The 19751-nt window shown below is 52.1% G+C and carries 12 protein-coding genes and 2 pseudogenes; 8 read left to right on the plus strand and 6 right to left on the minus strand.

The features are described from left to right. Window positions 1-379 precede the first annotated feature (379 nt). From PVOR_RS04050 to PVOR_RS04065, 6 genes and pseudogenes are all read right to left on the minus strand, one after another. Window positions 380-3341 (minus strand): annotated as a pseudogene (locus PVOR_RS04050) (DEAD/DEAH box helicase). Then, on the minus strand, window positions 3338-4126 hold the full coding sequence (locus tag PVOR_RS31330; RefSeq protein WP_234972773.1) for a hypothetical protein: 789 nt from the start codon (window positions 4124-4126) through the stop codon (window positions 3338-3340). Before PVOR_RS31330 ends, PVOR_RS04050 begins: the two are co-directional and overlap by 4 nt. Before the next feature lie 13 nt (window positions 4127-4139). Further along, a complete protein-coding gene (locus tag PVOR_RS31335) occupies window positions 4140-4985 on the minus strand; it encodes an SWIM zinc finger family protein (RefSeq protein ID WP_040680182.1) in 846 nt (281 codons plus the stop codon). Window positions 4986-5134: 149 nt separating this feature from the next. Beyond that, window positions 5135-5311 carry a hypothetical protein gene (locus tag PVOR_RS30525; RefSeq protein WP_006207810.1) on the minus strand — a complete coding sequence of 59 codons (177 nt, stop codon included), beginning with the start codon at window positions 5309-5311 and terminating at the stop codon, window positions 5135-5137. Between the two features lie 275 nt (window positions 5312-5586). Further along, the gene (locus tag PVOR_RS30920) at window positions 5587-5760 is read right to left on the minus strand and encodes a hypothetical protein (protein WP_006207811.1); all 174 of its coding nucleotides are present in this window, start codon (window positions 5758-5760) and stop codon (window positions 5587-5589) included. A 4-nt stretch (window positions 5761-5764) separates the two neighbouring features. After that, window positions 5765-6676, minus strand: coding sequence for an SMI1/KNR4 family protein (locus PVOR_RS04065; RefSeq protein ID WP_006207812.1), 912 nt, complete (start codon window positions 6674-6676; stop codon window positions 5765-5767). 198 nt (window positions 6677-6874) lie between these two features. Here PVOR_RS04065 and PVOR_RS04070 point away from each other — a divergent pair, with 198 nt between their 5' ends. The 8 genes and pseudogenes from PVOR_RS04070 to PVOR_RS04105 all read left to right on the plus strand — a co-directional run bounded on the left by PVOR_RS04070 (window position 6875) and on the right by PVOR_RS04105 (window position 19735). Next, window positions 6875-9412 carry a GH39 family glycosyl hydrolase gene (locus PVOR_RS04070; protein WP_006207813.1) on the plus strand — a complete coding sequence of 846 codons (2538 nt, stop codon included), beginning with the start codon at window positions 6875-6877 and terminating at the stop codon, window positions 9410-9412. A 164-nt stretch (window positions 9413-9576) separates the two neighbouring features. Further along, window positions 9577-10911 (plus strand): MFS transporter, encoded by a 1335-nt coding sequence (locus tag PVOR_RS04075; RefSeq protein ID WP_006207814.1) that lies wholly within the window; start codon window positions 9577-9579, stop codon window positions 10909-10911. Window positions 10912-10973: 62 nt separating this feature from the next. Then, a pseudogene (locus PVOR_RS04080) lies at window positions 10974-13270 on the plus strand (glycoside hydrolase family 3 N-terminal domain-containing protein). 183 nt (window positions 13271-13453) lie between these two features. Further along, a complete protein-coding gene (locus tag PVOR_RS04085) occupies window positions 13454-14536 on the plus strand; it encodes a copper amine oxidase N-terminal domain-containing protein (RefSeq protein WP_006207815.1) in 1083 nt (360 codons plus the stop codon). Window positions 14537-15081: 545 nt separating this feature from the next. Then, window positions 15082-15231 (plus strand): hypothetical protein, encoded by a 150-nt coding sequence (locus PVOR_RS31340; RefSeq protein WP_006207816.1) that lies wholly within the window; start codon window positions 15082-15084, stop codon window positions 15229-15231. Continuing rightward, window positions 15206-16759: a sensor histidine kinase gene (locus PVOR_RS04095; protein ID WP_006207817.1), complete on the plus strand. Its 1554-nt coding sequence runs from the start codon at window positions 15206-15208 to the stop codon at window positions 16757-16759. The genes PVOR_RS31340 and PVOR_RS04095 overlap by 26 nt, the downstream gene beginning before the upstream one ends. Next, window positions 16731-18311, plus strand: coding sequence for a response regulator transcription factor (locus PVOR_RS04100; protein ID WP_231887985.1), 1581 nt, complete (start codon window positions 16731-16733; stop codon window positions 18309-18311). Before PVOR_RS04095 ends, PVOR_RS04100 begins: the two co-directional genes overlap by 29 nt. 98 nt (window positions 18312-18409) lie before the next feature. Beyond that, window positions 18410-19735 carry an extracellular solute-binding protein gene (locus PVOR_RS04105; RefSeq protein WP_006207819.1) on the plus strand — a complete coding sequence of 442 codons (1326 nt, stop codon included), beginning with the start codon at window positions 18410-18412 and terminating at the stop codon, window positions 19733-19735. Window positions 19736-19751: the final 16 nt, after the last annotated feature.

A 19751-nucleotide genomic window follows, 5' to 3' on the forward strand; every position in this document is an offset into this window, starting at 1 on the left:
TTACTCTGCTACTCCCGGTACTCTGGCAACTCCACAAACTACCGTGCAACGGACCTCAACGCCGTTATTCTGACAATAACGGCATTATTTTAAACGTAACGGACAGGAGAGACGTTAAAGGGCCAGTATCTGATGAGTCTACTGTCTTTTACCGTAATTAGCGTATTTCATGTCCGTTAGATTTCAAAATTGCCGAGTTTATGCAAAATAACGTCTGCTCAGTCCGTTAGTTAAGTGCCCACACCCACCAAATTCATGAAGTAAGCAAGCAAGGAGCTGGTTAAGCTCTTAAGTTGTTTAATACAAAAAGCCCCGTGTTAGCACACGGGGCTTTTTGGCTATCTCTTTGCTGTATATGGGTTCGCCTTAACAGCTGAGATTACGCCCAGTCACGCCGCAGCGTGAACAGGTCTTTCAGCTCATCGGTGGACAGCTCGGTGATCCAGCCCTCGCTGCTTGCGATGACCTGATCGCTGAGCTGCTGCTTGCTCTCCAGCATCTCATCGATCCGCTCTTCGAGCGTGCCCATGGAGATGAATTTGTACACCTGGACATCCTTGGTCTGACCCATCCGATAGGCGCGGTCCGTTGCCTGATTCTCGACCGCCGGGTTCCACCAGCGGTCGAAGTGGAACACGTGATTCGCGGCGGTCAGATTCAGGCCGACTCCGCCGGCTTTGATCGAGAGAATCATAACATTCGGCTGCTCATCGGCCGGAAGCGTCTGGGACTGGAACTGCTCGATCATGTGGTCGCGCGTCCGCTTGGGCGTGCTGCCGTTCAAGTACAGTACAGGCTCTCCAAGCTCTTGATGCAGCACCTGCCGCATCATCTCGCCCATGCCGATATACTGGGTGAAGATCAGGCAACGCTCCCCTTCGTCGCGTAGCTCCTTGACCATGGACAGAAGCCGCTCCAGCTTGGCCGAACGGCCAACAACGGCTTCGGTATCCAGCAAGCCGCCGCCCCCGGGCACCTCCGGGAGCGGTTCCTTTGTAAGCAGAGCGGGATGATCGCAGAGCTGCTTGAACTGCGTCAGGGCAGCCAGGATGGCGCCTTTGCGCTCGATGCCCTCGAGCTTCTGCATGCGCTCCAGAAGGCTGTTCACCGTCTGATCATAGAGCGCTCCTTGCTCGGCGGTCAGATGGATATAGGTCTTCATCTCGTTTTTGTCCGGCAGATCGAGCTGGATTGCGGGATCTTTTTTCTTGCGGCGAAGCATGAACGGTTTGATTAGCTTCTGAAGATCCGCCGTGCGTTGTTCGTTCCTGTCCTTCTCGATTGCTTGAATGAACCGGGCGTTGAACGCGCGCAGGCTTCCAAGATAGCCGGGATTGATGAAGTCATAGATGGACCACAGCTCCGACAGCCGGTTCTCAATCGGCGTGCCGGTTAAGGCAACACGGTGTCTTGCCGGGAGGCTTCGCACGGCGGCGGATTGTTTGGTGTCTGCATTCTTGATGTTTTGCGCTTCATCGATGCCGATTGTTTCCCATTTCATATCCCGTAACATTTCTTGGTCGAGCGTCGCTGTAGCATATGAAGTCAGGATAATGTCGGCCTGGTAGGCCTCCTTATAGAAATCCTCGCTGGTGCTTCTTTTGCCGCCATAGTGGAGCATGACCTGGAGTGACGGTGCAAACCGTTCCAGCTCCTTCTGCCAGTTGCCGAGCACCGAGGTAGGACAGATCAGCAGGGAAGGGAGCCGTCTCTCTTCCCGCTGCATCGTCATCTCTTTTACATGCAGCAGGTAGGCAATAAACTGTACCGTTTTACCAAGGCCCATGTCATCGGCAAGACAGGCTCCAAGCCCATATCGCCGCAAGAAGGCAAGCCAAGCGAAGCCGTCATGCTGGTAAGTCCGAAGCTACAGCCTTCAGCCCATCCGGGACGGGCAGGCTCGGCCATTCGTTTTGCCGGCCGAGCTGGCCGATGAGCTTCACGAGATGCTCGTTCAGCTCAACCTCGAGCTTGATCCGTTCCGGGTCCTGCGCTTCCTCCCCGTTCTGCGGGGGCGGCTCCGTCTCATCGCTGTTGCCAAGCAGATGGAGATGCAGAATATCCTGAAAGGACAGACCATCCTCGCGGTCCACCCCTGCCATCATCTGGCGGATCTGAGCGACCAGAGCCGGGTCCAGCGGAATCCATTGGCCCCGGAACCGGACAAGTCGTTCGTTCCGGGCAACCAGCTCCGCGAATTCGTCCTCGGACAGGGTTGCTTCCCCGATGGCGATGCGCCAATCGAAATTCACTAGTGCATCCAGACCGAACAGGGAGCCGCCGCTGCTTCGCTCCGCGTTCTCGCCTTCGCCGGAGCGTACCTTTGCCCGCAGCTTGGGCTTCTTCCGGCTCGCTGCTTCCCACCAGGCAGGCAGCAGCACAAGCCAGCCCGACTGCAGCAGCCGCTGACTGTCTACAGTCAGGAACTGCCAGGCGGCTTCGTCGGACAGAGGCTTTCCGAGCACATCATCTTCCGGTGCATGAAGCACCCTTGCCGGAAGTGCTGCTTGCAGACCTTGGAGCCAGCCGGGGGATCGCTCCTTGATATGCGCCGTCCATGTCTCCGGCCAGGAGCCGAATACCTGGCCGTCTTCAACCAGGCGAACGGCTGCAAGCCCTGCGGCGTCCTGCTTATCTTGCAGTACGAGCTTAAGCCGCCACTCGGGGGCTTCTTCGTCCGGCTCCAACAGTTGAAGAAGCGGTCGGAATGGAGCGGTATCCGGTCGCCAACCGATTGCAATCAGCCATTGCTTGTCATCCATGCCTTCGGCTGCTGTGCGGTTTTGCGAGAAGAGGAGGGGATATTCCCTGCGCAGGTCAGCCGCCGCCTCTTCACTGCCATAGCACTGGTCTTGAACAGCGGCAGAGAACGTGGCTCGCAAGCCCTCATCCCACATCTCGTCCTCGTGGAGCAGGGAGATACGGTTCAGTTCTTCCGGTGTAAAAGCCTCCGCATCCCACACCCATTGCAGCTTGCCTGACTTGAAGGCGCTCAAGCTTGGCGCGTATTTCTTGTCTTGGATGCAATTCGCAAGCGAAGGCGCAAGCTCAACGAAGGGGAGGCACGCCTCATCCCATACCCATTCAATATGTTCGAGCAGCCGCCCGTCCGCGAAGAAGGGGATTACCTGCTCGGAAGGCAGAATGACCACTTCCATATCCTGAACGGCTTGAACGGTAAGCTCTGTACCATAGAAGGAGACTTCATGCCACGCGAATAATCGATGCTTCAAATATGTCCCGGACACGTAACCACGCATGACGGTAGAGCCGTATATCACGGCATCTCCGTATTCGCTTAATGCCATATGGACTGTGATGGTTTCCGTGTGTCTGCTCATGATATCAGCTTTCCTCTCCGAAGCTCTTCCTGAAATGCGCGCAGCCTGCTGTTACGCACCGACAAAGCGACAATGAACAGATCCCAGCGCTCCTGCTGCTTGAGTTTCTTATATAGCTTGGCTAATCGCTTGAGCAGCTTGACGGCTGCTTTATAGCCGGCACGGTTCTTGTGAAGGATGTACCGTTCGACCGCCTGATGGTAAAAAGGCAGCAGCAATTCGGGCGCATTCTTCTCAATCGGGGCAAGCTCGCTGACCCGAAGCTCCAGCGGTTCCCGGCCTGTGCTTAATTGGTAGTCGATCCATTCCCGCCATCTGCCATGCGTGATTAAGGCATTCTGGTAGATGTCCTTCGAGTAAGGCAGCATAGCCGCGAGACTGTTCCACATCCGCTCAGCCTTCTCGGGCAGATGCTGAATGACGGCATCCCAGTAATATTGATAACTGCTGAGGTGCTCGTTTCGGTGACTGCCGAGCAGGGGGCCGATCTCGGGGAGCCACTGGGCCAGCCTGTCCCATTCCTGGGCGGCGTGCAGCATGTCAAAGAAGCCGAGGACTGCAGCCGGGGGAAGGCTGCTGATCTTGTCTGCTTCCCGGAGCAGATTCCAGGACGTTTCATCTTCTCCAAGATAGAAGGACATTAAGCCTTGCGCCGTAAACCATGAGGCCCGTGAGAGCGTGCTGCCGAATTCCGCTTCGGCTGTCTGAAGCTGCTCCAGCTCCGCTTGGATCAAGCTGGCATTATGTTTCGCAAGCGGATAGATCCAGTGAATCCAGAGCTGCATGTAGACCTGGGCATTAAAATTTACGGTTCCTCGGTTCGCTCAGCATGCTCTGCCGGACATAGGCATTGGTCTCGGTCAATCGCTGTCCGAACGCCTCTTTGGGCTCGATGCCCTCAAGACCTTCCTTGAAGATGTGTTCCATTCGGGCCTGAATATGATCCGCAGCGATCTGCGTATGATAGCCAATGTAAGAGCCTGAGGCATTCCAGGCACTGGCGGGCTGCTTGACCAGCTTCTCCAGAATAAAGAGATGGGCATGGAGCTCGTATAATGGATCCATATCCGGCGGCATCGGCGGTTTGATGTGGTGCAGGGAGGCCAGCGCATTTTTGGCGTAAAACGAATTCTGCGTGTTAGCTCCCAGGGATGCCGTGCACAATTCAAACAGCTCATGCCATGCGGAGATCGGCAGCTCGGGCAAATGGTCTGCCTGCACTCGCCATTTCGAGGTACCGGCCGCAGGGCGTCCTTGTATGTGACCGGAGCGAGCTTCGTTCTGAGCATAAGAAGCGGCGGGGGCATACGAGGTGGAATGCGCGTTTACCAGAGCATGAACAGACCTCCCCTGAAGCTGGGCATAGTCAAGGAGAACGGCCACCATATGCTTGCAGCCTTCCTTAACGGGACAGCTGCACTCGCTGTCATTCAGGGAATGAATATGAAGCCGGGTACGGTAGGTTTCCGTCCCGTCCACAGCGGCTTCTATAATCCCGGAAGAGTCTGTCAGCTCGCTTGCATGGACACGGCCCTGCTTGTAGTATTGAAATCCCCGTTTGAGGGTCAGGTCGCTGAAATAACCGGCTGTCTGCTGAATGAGCGTCTGCCACTGTATATCATCTAACGTTAGGTTTGGGTTCATAATAAGGCGGTCTCCTAAGAGAAATCATTCTAAGTTATCCATTAAATCTATCACATTCCTATAGATGAAGAAACCAGCGGGGAATTTCTTCTTGCTGAAAAGCCCGGTAACAGCTGTACGGGCTTCTCAAGGGCACTGATGTTGTAAAGTTACTGCTCCTCCAAGGATTCGTTCGTGATGGCATCGCAGCAGGAGTAATCCACAATAATGCTAGGCTGTGCCATTGTGTTATTGATGAAATGTACGTTCCGGTTCCGTGGAAGCAGGTAAGGTTCCCTTGGATTAGGCCCTGTCATGGATGATCCATCCATGTAAAAAAGAGGCATAAAAAAGCCCCCTCTCCGAGATTTCGGAAGGAGGCTGATGTGGGCAGAAGCAGAATCTGGCGGCCTAAGGAATACAAAAAAAATCAAGCATCCGTGCCACATCTAAAAAACCGCAGAAACCCTATCCCGAAACACCCCATATCGAAGTATTACCTAGTGCAGGGACAGAATGCATAGAGCATTGGCTTTTTGGTTTATCCTTTCATTTCTGGTTCCCTGGACTTTATGACAGCATACTCCGTGGCTTCAACCCTCGATTATCCGAAGCTCCACCTTTACAGCCGTCGGTTTCTTTTCTCATCGATGTAGAGTTCAAGTGCGGTTATGGCCCGCATCATCAGCTTGATAAGCAGATACAACGCGCATAATCCAAGGAGTATAAAAAGCCCGTAAACGATAATGATCAACATCGGCCATATGTCAAACATGGTCATCCCGCTAGATTCCATAAACTCACCTCCCTTCAAGGTGTTTTTTTACTAAGTCGATATCAAACATTCTTGCTGCCTCATCCTGAAGATCAAGCGACAGCATGGTCTCCCGAAGCAGCTTGGATACAGGCGACGGTTGATCACGGTCCAGGACATACCAATAGTTGGCGTCACGGATGAATGCCAGTTTCGCTGCCGTGCTGGATGCATTCGACAGGTAGGTGCGCATCCGGCTTAGCTCCCTCTTCGTCTCGGCTCTGCTTGCATCGAAGTCGAAGCGTTCCGATGGCGCATCTTCGCCCATAACGCCTAATCCATCCAGCGTTAACAGAGAACAGCTCGATTCTCTTTCCCGAAGAACCTCCCGTAAATAAGGGAGAACGGCTCTGGGTTTGGCCCCGAATTCAGATCTCAGACGCTCGAAAATCTCCTTCCGGGTGTGGGTAATTGGAACGGGAGATTCCGCCTCGAATTGTGCTTCTTCCTGACGCTTCATTTCTTCATCCGTACACGCCCACCATGATTCCAGATGCTCTGCATGCGGAACCGAGACCACCAGATCCAGAAATTCCGCCATATTGCGCGCAATCAAACGAATCGGGGGATCGTTGGTTGGGGTAACGCAGACGATGGCGGCAGACTCAAGATTCTTTACCTTGCCGAAATCGGTCAAGAAGCCAAAATGAATGCCACCCCCGCCGGTTTCTGCGAAGGGAATCAAGTCAGGAGGAGTAATGGAATACGGCGCATAGGAACCTGTCATCCGGAAGCCGATCCAGCTCATGTCAAAGCCCTTTGCGGTGTATTCTTGGCTAAGCTCAAGCAAACGATGGATCACCGGAGGTATCGGGTAAGAGCCATAGGCCTGCCTTAAGGAGGAACCCATTCGGTTCATCGTGAATACTTTCCGGTAAAGGCTAAACATTTTTTTCATAGGATCCTCCTGGTATTTGCATCATAGGTCTACATACCTATAAGATTAGAAGAGAGGGCAATTTCAGCATGCTTCGTATTCCAGAATATAACAATACGATCTAACTTTAACATAATGCAGGGGACGTTGTAATGAAATTTGCATATGAAGCCAAAAATACATAACTTCCGCTAAAGCAAAGAAAAGGAGGAAAATGAATTGAAGACATCCATCTATGAATTGGTGGAGACGGGAGACGAGCTGCCTTTTGACGTGTCCCTGCACAGGGTGAATTATGTACCGAGCCACTGGCATAACAGTGTGGAGATTATTTTTGTGCTGAGCGGGAATCTTGAGGTCACAGTAGGGAGTCAGCAGCACAAGCTGGCAGAGGGCGATGTGTTCCTGATCAATCCGTGTCACGTTCATGAAGTGATGGGTCTCGATCAAAACATTATCGCTACGTTTCTAATTCCCTTGTCTTATCTCAAAGAGAACATTAAGGGGATTGAGCGTATTTCGTTCCAATGCGAATCCGGAACGGTACGACCTGAGCAGCGCAGCGCGCTTGATCAAATTCTGCAATTGCTGGCCGAGATGGTGCAGCTGAGCAATAAGAAGGGGGAAGCTTACGAACTGGACATGGGCATTCGGATGCTGGCCGTATTCTCCATCCTCATGAAGCAATTTCGGACAAGCGGCTCCAGCGGCGCGATGAACGAGAAGTATATGGAGCGCATGTTGCGCATTATCACTTATATCGATGAGCACTACAGAGACGCCATATCGCTTCAGTCCCTAGCGGAGCGTGAATTTCTCTCGGTGCCATATCTGTCCAAATTTTTCAGTGAGAACATCGGATTGAATTTTCAATCCTATCTGACCAGCATCCGTCTGAAGCATGCGGTCGAAGACCTGCTGTTACGCGAGGAGCTTCCGATTGCGGACCTGGCCTTGAATCACGGTTTTCCGAATGCCAAGTCATTCTATACCGCCTTTAAGAACCGATACCATATGACGCCGCATGAGTATCGGAAGCAGTATCGTCCGGAGATGGCCCCCCGGAAGAAGGAGGACATTTCCTCCCATTATCTGAATTTTAATCATTCGAGTGCGCTGGGCATCATCCACCAGTTTCTGGAGCGAAGCAAGTCCAGAGAGGTCCGGAAGGTGGAGACCCTGGAAACAAGAGCTTATGAAATCGATGCGGCACGGGTTGGAACAACCGTCAAGCATACCTGGAAGAGCCTGATTACCATTGGAAAAGCCAAGGAGGGGCTGCATGCCGATGTACAGCAGCATCTGAAGTATGTGCAGCGGCGAAGTCCTTTTCAGTATTTGCGGTTCCACGGCATCTTTGATGACGGGATGATGGTGTACCATGAGGACGAGGCAGGGCAGTCCCGTTATAATTTTCGTTATGTGGACCAACTGTTTGACTTCTTGCTGTCCATTGGACTGAAGCCTTTTATCGAGCTGGGATTCATGCCCTCCGCTCTGGCCTCCGATCCGGACCAAACGGTATTCTACCGGGCCAGTTACACCAGTCCTCCCAAATCCGTGGATAGATGGTGTGAGCTTGTGGATCGGTTGATTAGGCACTGCATGAACCGTTACGGAGCGGCGGAGGTGGAGAACTGGAAGTTTGAATTCTGGAATGAGCCCGAGTTCCATATATTCTGGCCTGCCTCACAGGATGAATACAGGGCGCTGTATTTAAGGACCTATCAGACGGTGAAAAGAATATCACAGTCGCTCCAGATCGGCGCTCCGGGAAGGATCATTACGGTGGATTCCGTCTCCATCGTTAAGGATTTTTTCGAGTTTTGCCGACATCACGCCTGCCAGCCGGATTTTATTCCGCTTCACTTCTATCCGCACGAGCGCATCGAGGATATGGTGAACGCGGAGTTTATCGGACAAATGCTCGATACCGACCCCTATTACCAGCTGCTTGAGGAATTTGGCGGGATATCGCCAAATCCTGATTTCTTGAAGGAAAGACTGAACGCTGAGCTTGAGCTGCTTGCAGCGTACGGATTGTCGGGCTGCGAGATTTATCTTACCGAATGGAATTCGACGGCATACCACCGCGAGCTCACGAACGATACGGTGTACAAGGCCGCTTATATCGTGAAGAATCTGCTCGATAATCTGGATGTTATCCATGGATTCGGGTACTGGGTCCTCAGCGACAACATTGAGGAGACCTTTCCGTCCCGGGAGCTGTTCCATGGAGGCCTCGGCCTGATTGCGCAATATGGGATCCCGAAGGCTGCGATGCATGCCTATGAGCTGTTATCGAAGCTGGGTCACACCGTACTGGCTCAGGGTGAGGGATATATCGTGAGTGCCGGAGACGGCGGGTATCAGATTCTCACGTATAATTACTGCCACTTCGACGACCTGTACGCCATGGGCGATATCTCTTTTATTGATCATACACATCGTTATAACGGCTTCAAGCATGAGCGGACATTAAAAATAGACATAGCCCTCATGAACGTTCCGGATGGCCGGTTCAAAATGGTGAAGCACACGATCGACCGCAACCAAGGAAGCAGTTATGATGCCTGGGTCGCGATGGGAGCCCCGGAATCCCTAACGAAGGAGGACGTGCAGTATCTTAAGGCGAGTTCCTGTCCCCGCCGGCACGTGTCATATGTCGATGCAGAGCCCGGGGCGGCACTAACCGTCTGCTTCAATCTTGAGCCCCACGGGGTAGCGCTCATAGAGCTGACACCTACGTATGATTGAATTGTGTCAATTCTTAATCTCCTTCTATTGAAGTTAGGAAAACGTTTACAAAAAGATGTTAAAAATAAGCGTAGAACTCTGTAAGCAGCCGCCTGTCTTGATGAAGGCGGTTTCTTTTATAATAAAACTGTAATCGTTTTCATAATAATTAGGGGGTTATATCAATGGCTGAAGCTAAGGTGAAAGGGCAGGTGCAAACATCGTTTGGCAGACTGACTTTCGGTATTATGCTAGGTTATGGCTGCATGATGCTGGCATTAATGACACCTGCAACCTTGTTGCTGACTTTCAAAATGATTGAAATCGACCCGAACGGATATACATCCTCCTATGGTCTGGTGGCAGGCATCGGGGCATTCTTCGCTCTTATCGGCAATCCGCTCGGCGGCGCGATCAGTGACCGTACGAACCTGTCGTTTGGACGGCGGCGTACATGGATTCTGATCGGTCCCTTGTTCGGCTGCGCGTCTCTTCTCATGATCGGCATGACGTCCTCGTTGTGGCTCATTATTATCGGCTGGGCAATTGCGCAATTGTTCTTTAACTTCGGAATGGCGGCGTACACCGCGCTCATCCCGGATCAGGTCAAGCAGGAGAAACAAGGCACGGTATCCGGGCTTCTGGGATTGGTGCTGCCGGTAGCGATTGCGGTCGGCATGGTCATGATGACCTTCCTGACGGATGTTTCTTCCGCAGCGAAGTGGACTTTGCTCGCGGTGATCGGAGTGGTTGGTCCAGTCCTCAGTCTGTTCCTGATCCAGGAAGGCAAAGTGGATATCGTCCATAAGCAGCAAGAGAAAATCCCGTTTGGCGAAAAGCTCAGCAAGGTCTACCCAAGCCCGCGCCGGTATCCGGCTTTCACCTGGGCGGTTATTTCGAAGTTTCTCCTGATGATGGGTTACTGCAGCAGTCTTTATTTTACCGTTATGCTGGTCAACCGGATGGGCTATACCGAAGCTCAGGCGACAGCCAGTGTGGCAACCGGTGAACATCATCTCCAATGGTGGCGACTGGCGGTTACCAGCATATTTGGCGGGATGCTGTCGGATAAGTTCCGTAAGCAAAAACCGTTTCTGTACATGTCGGCTTTCATTATGATTTTGGCCACGCTGGTCTTTGCTTTTGTTCCGAATTATCTTGCCTATGTTATCGCTTCCGCGGTTCTGGGTCTCGGTTATGGATGCTTCTCAGCTGTGGATATGGCGCTGGTTGCGCGGATTCTGCCCCGCAAGGAGGATTCTGCAAAAGACTTTGGCATCATGAACGTGGCGAATGCGCTGCCGCAATCCATCGTGCCTGCGATCGCGCCGTTCCTGCTGGGTGCAGGCACCATGATGGGTATCGGGGACTGGACCTTCTTCTATATCGCCCTCTCCGTATTCATGATGATCGGGATGATATCCATTAAGCCGCTGCCTGAAATCGGGGAGCCGGTTGCAACGGAAGGAGATATGAATCCTTCCCCGGACCTCACGGCACCGAGCGTACAGAACGTATAACGGAAAGTCCATAGCTGGCGCAGAGCGAAAGAGCAGACAAACTTGGAGTGGAGGGAATCACAATGAACCATCAGATCAATCAGACAACCCAAACGATCCCGGGAAATGGAGACAACATTCGCTATATCGACAATCCGGGAGGTCCTAAGCTGGGATACTCGTCCGAATCAGGTGTGGCAATTATCGAGATGGATGGACTGTATTTCAAGGATTTGAGCCGTGACGGTAGGCTGGACCGATATGAGGATTGGCGGTTGACGCCTAAGGAGCGTGCCAAGGACTTGGCTTCCAAAATGACCATAGAGCAAATCGCCGGCCTGATGCTGTACAGCAGGCATCAGTCGATTCCGGCTGCCAGCGGGGGCTGGTTCTCGGCTACCTATGGCGGTAAATCCTACGAGGAGAGTGGCGTGAAGCCATGGGAGCTGACGGATGAGCAGCTGGCCTTTCTGGCCCAGGACCATGTGCGTCATGTGCTGGTGACCACGGTCGAGAGTCCGGAAGTGGCGGCACGCTGGAACAATAAGGTGCAGGCATACGCGGAACGCACGGGACTTGGCATTCCTGCCAATAACAGCTCGGACCCAAGGCACAGCGACGGAGTGCCAGCTCGGAGTTTAACGCCGGCTCGGGAGGACGGATCTCCATGTGGCCGGAGACGCTGGGCCTGGCCGCTACGTTTGATCCGGACATCACGAAGAAATTTGGCGAGATGGCTTCCAAAGAATATCGTGCCATGGGCCTTGCAACGGCGCTCTCCCCACAGATCGATATCGCAACAGAGCCGCGCTGGTTCCGCTTTAACGGCACCTTCGGCGAGGATTCACGTTTGACAACCGATATGGCCCGCGCCTACGTGGATGGCTTTCAGACATCGGAGGGGGACCGGGAGATATCCGAAGGCTGGGGGTACGACAGTGTCAACGCCATGGTGAAGCACTGGCCGGGCGGCGGTTCCGGCGAGGCAGGCAGGGACGCGCATTACAGCAGCGGGAAATATGCGGTTTATCCGGGTAATAATTTTCACGAGCACTTCATTCCGTTTGTAGAGGGGGCTTTTAAGCTGGAGGGCAAGACGGGAATGGCTTCCGCTGTGATGCCGTATTACACCATTTCGATGAACCAGGATACCGTCAACGGGGAGAACGTTGGCAATTCATATAACTCCTATCTGATCAAGGACCTGCTCCGGGAAAAATACGGCTACGACGGTGTTGTCTGCACGGACTGGGCGATTACGGCCGATGAGTCCGGTCCCCGTGACTCTTTCCTAAGCGGGAAGCCGTGGGGTGTCGAAGGATTGACGGTAGCAGAGCGGCATTACAAGCTGTTGATGGCAGGCGTTGACCAATTTGGCGGCAACAATGAGATGGAACCGGTGCTGGCTGCCTATCACATGGGTGTCCGGGAGCATGGCGAGACGTATATGCGTGAACGCTTTGAACAATCGGCCGTGCGCCTGCTGAGCAATATGTTTCGACTGGGGCTGTTTGAGAACCCTTATGTTGATCCGTTGGAGAGCTCCCGTATGGTCGGAAATCCGGAGTTTATGCGTGAAGGTTATGAAGCCCAGCTAAAATCGATCGTCATGCTGAAAAATAAAAATGGCGTGCTTCCCGTCGAGCGGAAGAGCAAGGTCTACATTCCGAAGCGCTTTATGGCTGCAGGACAGGATTGGTTTGGCAACCCCACGCCGGAAAGCCTGGAGTATCCGGTTAATCTGGACATCGTGGCCAAATACTTCGAACTCGCGGAGCATCCGGACGAGGCGGATTTCGGGCTTGTCTTTATCAGTACGCCGAAATCCGGAACCGGGTATAGCCAAGAAGATGAGGATCAGGGAGGCAACGGCTACGTGCCGATGAGCCTGCAGTACAAGACGTATACGGCAGAGCATGCCCGTGAAGTGAGTCTGGCCGGTGATACACGGACAACGGATGTGCTGAACCGTTCCTATCGGGGCAAATCCGTTACGCCTCAGAATGCGGCCGATCTCGACATGGTACTGGAAACGAAGAAAGCGCTGAACGGCAAACCGGTCATCGTATCCATGCTGTTGTCCAATCCGACTGTGGTTGAGGAGTTTGAAGCCGAAGTGGATGCGATTCTTGTGAATTTCGGCGTTCTGGATCAAGCCATCATGGAGGTGCTTGCGGGTGAAGTGGAGCCGTCAGGCCTGCTGCCCATGCAGATGCCGGCCAATATGAAGACCGTGGAGGAACAGCTTGAGGATGTGGCGTTTGATATGGAATGCCATACCGACTCCGAGAATCACACCTATGATTTTGCCTTCGGTTTAAACTGGAAGGGTGTCATCGAGGATGAACGCACGGAGAAATATCGGAAGCCGCGTCCGTAGGCCTGACAGTTATTCGATCATGATGGCATAGATTTCCTCCGACCAATCCGGGTGAGCCGCTCAAGTGATGATATGCTTGAGCGGCTTATTTTTTGCGTGACATGGACAACCAATACCGGTCAACTTGCGTCTTAGTTATATACGAATTATTTCATATATTATTAGCCAAGGAGATTAGAGAACATGACAACCCGGAAATGGGCGAAAATGGCGGTGATCGGCGCTATGGCGTCCACGATGCTGATGAGTACGATGGTACAGGCACAGGTACAGGCCAAAGCCGCACCGCAGAAGGAAATGGAATTGAACATTAATCATTGGATGGTTACGCTCGATGTCAATCCTGTTATCGTGAATCAGACGGCGCTGGTTCCCTTGCGCGTGATTAAGGAATACTTGAAGCCCACGCAGCTTCAATGGAACAACAAGACCAAGACGGTAACCGTCAGCACAAGCACAGATCAAGTCACGCTGAAGATGGGAAGCCGGGAGGCCAAGGGGCAAGGGAAGGCGTATTCGCTGTCCGTTCCCGCGTATTTAAAGGATGGCCGAATTATGGTTCCGGTTCGATTCATAGCGGAGCTGCATAATGCAGAGGTAGGCTGGGATTCGAAGGAAAGAATGATTTACGTCTATACGCCGGAGGTGGACGTTTCGACAGCAGAGGAGAACCCTGATGTGAAGTTGTACCCGGTAAGCGCTACGAAATACGGAAGATATGAAGGAATGGTGGTAGAGGTAGAAGGGAGAAGGCAAGTTTTTGCGGATTGGTACGGTGGTGATGGTACGCGTAAACCGATCATTCAATATCGGGATATGACGGGTGATGGCAAGCCGGAAGTGGTTGTGTTCTATGTGGATGGGACCGGGACGGGTATTTATATTGGCAAGACACATGTGGTGGACGCTGAAACCCTGAAGGAAATTCCTATTGAATCGTTGGATCAGGCGGTAGCAGGTCATGTGGAGTCCAGCATCGAGAAGTTTGCGGATTACATCGCCGTGAAGATTGTGATCGACGGGAAGGAAACCGTTCAGAGAATTGAGGATGACTCCGAGGATAAAAGCTATCTGAATGACAAGTTGGGTTTTGGAGCTGTAGTCAGACACAGCATCGAAGAAGGGCGGCTTGTTACGCTCGCAGCTGGGAGCATAAGTCCAGCCGGTTTTGCGGGTGATCTCCAAATAACCTACCGGTATGATGAAGAGTCGAATCGATTTGTGGTGGATCGCATGGAATATGATCGTTTGGAAGAGCAGAGGTAAATTACCGTTTATCGATGCGGAACTTTAGAACTACATATATATGCATACCAGCAGAAGGATATAAGCATGAACTGGAAGGTTGGAATTTGGATCGGGTGATGTGATTTTCTATTTAAAAGGGCGCTGCAGCGCCCTTTTTTTGCTGCGCTTATCAAGAGTCAACGCGGTTTGCATCACCGAAGCGGGTCGGCGACCATGGGGAGTATACCCTATATGAAAGATGGTTTTATCTCTATTCATAGGTCTTTATTACCATTTACTTGAGTCTTAAGATTCCTCTAAGATAGTTAATAAACCTGACACCTTTTTGCAACGGAAAGAGAATGTTTTTGAAGTAAACGCCTTCAATGTTAAGTAATATAACAAGCCCATACCATATGGACTCGAACGGGGTGTATTTATGCAGCAATGGCTTGGGAAATCGCTAAAGCATAAATTATCGTTGCTTATTATTATAGCTACGCTGGTGCCGCTGTTATTTCTTGGTATTTTCTCTTTTAACATAGGCCAAGAGCCTGACGGAAGAGAAAGCCAAGATTACGGGGATGAATACGCTCCGCCAACTGGAAGCTTACTTGGACACGATGGTGAAGGACGTCGAGAATATCTCGCTATTCCTCATCGGGCACACCGGGGTCCAATCCTACCTCAAGACAGAGGAGAGCAACTATGTCCAGCAGACTAACGGTCATTAACTTCCTGACGAATCTGGCCTTCTCCAAGGATTATATCGCCAATATCATTGTCGAACCGCTCGGCAGCAAGGATCCGATCTCGCATAAGTCATTAGTGCGTTCCGAGTTCCGGAATATTACCGAGGAGATCCCGGATTATTATGAGCATCATCCCAAATGGTGGTCTTTTGTTCACCGACAGTGGACATTTGAAGGCATGAGAAAGGTCATCACGCTGGCCAGGCCGATTCGCAGCACGGATAAATACAAGCCGATCGGGAATCTGCAGATCAACCTGGATCAAGGCGTCATTGCCAATCAATTCAGGCAGGCCGTCTTGGAGAAGACCGGCTTTGTCCTCCTGCTTGATGAGAACAACCGGATTATTGCCGGTCCGCCGGATATGGAGACGAATCTTACCCTGGCAGACTATTATCCTTCGATTGAAGAGTTCGAGGGGCTTAGCGGGAATATGGACTATGGAGAGGGCGGCAATAAGAAGACCATTCTCTATAAGAAAATGTCGAGTGTGAACTGGAAGCTGGTCGGCATCATTCCCTCAGAGGAATACCGTTCCCAGAACCAGTATTTCATCAAATTGACGGCGGTTGCCGTAACCGTGGCCATCCTGCTCGCCATTATATTGGTTCTCTTCTTGATTCAGAAGATTACGAATCCGTTGTCTGTGTTAACGAAGTTTCTCAAGAATTCGAGCCCGGAGGAGCCGCTGCCTGCGCTGCCGGTGAAGACAATTGATGAGGTTGGACAGCTTATTATCAGTTACAACCGGTTAAGTTCCCGGATCGTGAAACTTACCGATGAAGTGAAACTCAATGAGTCGCTGAAAAAGGAGGCGGATATGCATGCACTGCAGGTGCAGATTAATCCGCACTTCCTATACAATACGCTGTCTTCGATTCATTGGCTGGCGCTGATGAACCAGGATGTGAAGATAGCCGAGATGGTCGGATCACTCAGTGATTTCCTGCGGTTCAGCTTGAACAATGGCCAGGAATACTGCACGATCCAGCAGGAGATTATGCATGTCCGTCACTATGTGAACATCCAAACCATTCGGTATCCGGAGAAATTCTCGTTTGAGGTTCATGTCGAGGAGACACTTCATCAGCACACCATGTTGAAGCTGCTGCTGCAGCCGCTCGTCGAAAATTCCATGCTGCACGGCATATTGAGCCGTGACGGAATGGGGACGATTACGATACAAGGTCGGCATGGCAGCGAGGGGATTCACTTCGTGGTGGAGGATGATGGAATCGGGATGACGCCGGATCGTCTGAAATGGCTTCAGGATCAGCTGGTAGAGAATCCATTGCAATACGAGAAGGGGCAAACCCCGGGCGGAAGCTACGGGCTGCGAAATGTCCATAAGCGGCTGCTCCTCCATTACGGCAAGGATGCAGGATTGCGTGTGGACAGTACGGAAGGGGCCGGAACACGGGTTATGTTTACGATACCGGACCTAACTGATATTCAACAAACTGAAATATCCAGCAAAGGGGATGACGACCTTGAAGGTACTGATCGTTGATGATGAAGTAATCATTCGAAATGGGCTGAGTACAGTGATCAATTGGGCGGATAACGGCTTTACGGTGCTGGCGCCCGCGGCTTCGGCAGAGGAAGCCCTTCAGCGTATTCCCGTCGATATGCCCGAAATTATATTTACTGATATTCGCATGACCGGCCTGAGCGGTTTGGACATGGCTCATCAAGTTAAGCAGCGGTTTCCCGAGATCGAAATCATTGTCATATCGGGCTTTGATGAATTTACGTATGCACAGCAGGCGATGCGTGAAGGCGTGAGTGACTACTTGCTGAAGACGAGCAGACCCGGGGAAATTATCGAAGCTGCAGTTCAAGCGAGAGAGCGAATCCTGCAGCACAGACTTCATCAAGCGAAGGGGAAGGCCCAGGAAATGGTGGTCAACCGGGGGTTCCTGAGGAGGCTGCTTGCATCGGGAGTTTCACTGGATGAGCATGCCGAGAATGAATTGTGGGAGAGATATCCTGAATTGAGGTTGACAACGCCCGGCTCCGTTCTGCAGATCTGGATGCTGTCGGTTCATCCGTTACATCAGGATGAGTTGGAGCACTTGACCCTTGGCGAACGACACAGCTTACTCGGGACGGAGCTGGCAGAAGGGCTGCATGGTGCCTGGCTGGAGTGGAATGGTTCCCTGCTTCTGCTGGTGCGCACAGAGCCAGGCGATGGCTGGGGGCGCGTGGATTCCGCGCTGCGAAAGCTGGAATCGACTCACGCCTGCCGCATTAAGGCAGCCAGCGGCCGACCGGTGTCCAGTGTTCGCGAGCTGGATCGTGCGCTGAAGACGGCGGTGGAAGCCAGCTCCTACGAGTGGCTGCTCCATTCGGAACGGCATATCCGTTATGAGGACATCGAAGGGCGGAAAGGCATTGAGACGGTCTGTTCGATGGAAGAAGAAACCGAGCTCTCCTCCCTTCTGCGCTCAGGGCAATCCGTCGATTTGGAGGCATGGGTTGCGGATGTGCTGGAACGCATCCAAAGTCAGAGCCAGGCGACACCCGGCTCGGTTCAGGCTTATCTGCATTCCCTGCTCGTCTCGGGACAGCGCTGGCTGATACGCGCTGCAACGTCCATCGGCTACACCAGTCCGGTGAAGATTGAGGACAACTTTGATATCCGCGATTTAACGAAGAAGCCGGAGAAGGTGCTGATCGATTCCCTTGGACTCATCATGAAGCAGTACCGGGACATGGTGTCGACAACCAGTCCTGTTCACAGGGCGATCTCCTTCATTCATGAGCATCTGGGGCAGAGCCTGTCGCTTCAGCAAGTGGCCAAGCATGTTCATATGAATCCCAATTATTTCAGCGAGATGTTCAAGAAGGAGACCGGGCAGAATTACATTGAATTCGTGACCCAGGCGAAGCTGCGGAAAGCAATGACTCTGCTGAGGGAAACGCCGGCCAAAATCAGTGAAATCGCAAATGAAATCGGCTATGAGGATATTAAGTATTTTAACCGCCTGTTCAAGAAATGGACGGGACAGACGCCGTCGGAGTATCGGGCAAATCCTGAATTTTGTCCCTCTATGGACTGAATTATATCCCCTATGTAAGCGTTACATCCTCTTTTATACTTGGACTAATCATCTTAGGATGCTTCATCATTTTCGTATAAATTAAAGGGGGATTGACCATGAGACCAAAACGCAAAATAGGTCTTGTACTGCTGATGATGACACTGGTTCTTGCAGCATGCGGCGGCGGGCAAAGCAAAGAGCAGGCCGGAGGGAATGAAGGTGATCAAGAAAAGGTCAAGCTGACCATCTGGCATAACTTTGCCGGTGATGACCTGCGTGCGAAATCAGTCCGAAGTTTTATCGATCAGTTTGCTCAGGACCATCCTGAAGTTACACTCGATGCACAAGCGATTCCACCGGATGGCTACCGTCAACGTCTGAGTACCGTTGCGGCTGCGAATGAGATGCCGGACGTGTTCTTCGTTTATGCAGGAAGTCAGTCTTCCGAGCTTCATCAAGCGAAGCTGCTTCAACCGATTACGGAAGTGTTAGATGCGCATTCGGATTGGAAGGATAAATTCCTGCCGGGAGCGTTTGATCCATACGAGTTCGAGGAAGGCCAGATCTACTCTGCTCCACTGGGTATGTCGGCAACCTCAATTCTGTACTACAACAAAGCCTTGTTTGACAAACATAACGTAAAAGTCCCAACGACTTGGGAAGAAATGATGGCGGCGGTTAAGACCTTCAACGATAACGGCATAACGCCAATCGCCCTCGGAAACAAAGCTCCGTGGGTTGCTCAATCCACCATTATCGGCTCTATTGCCGACCGTGTGACAGGCACCGAATGGTTCAAGAATGCAGCAGCACAGCAAGGCGCGAAGTTTACCGATCCTGAGTTTATCGAAGCGCTCGGCTATTTCAAAGAGCTGGTTGACAACAAAGCGTTCCAAGAAGGGGCGAACAGCATCGACAACACGCAAGCTGAGCAGTATTTCATTCAAGGAAATGCAGCGATGATGATCAGCGGCGCATGGACCCTTACGAATCTTGCGGCTTCTTCCTCTGAGGAGCAAATGAAGGATATCGAGGTTACTACTTTGCCAACGATTCCTGGTGGAAAAGGTGAGGCAGGCACGATCTCCGGCGGAGCTGGCGGCGGTCTGGCCCTTAGCAGCAGAACCGAAGGGAAAGCGAAAGAATTGGCCCTTGAACTGATTTATGCCGTGAGCGGACCGGAAGCGCAAAAAGCGATTGCCGAGAGCAACTCCATGGTAATGTACGATACCGAGATTGATGAGTCCAAAGTTACTTCCCTGTACTACAAAGCCTTTAATCTGGTGAAAACCACTGGAATTACGCCAGTATATGATGCTTATCTGTCTGCAGAAGCGGCTGAAGTCATCAACAACGGTCTGCAGGAAATCATGATGGGCGGTCCCGTTGAAGGTGTGGCCCAGAAGCTTCAGGATGCGCAAGCCAGATCCGCTACTCCATAAGAAACCATTCACCACT

This window comes from Paenibacillus vortex V453 (assembly GCF_000193415.1).
In the GTDB taxonomy this organism is placed as follows: Bacteria; Bacillota; Bacilli; order Paenibacillales; family Paenibacillaceae; genus Paenibacillus_AQ; species Paenibacillus_AQ glucanolyticus.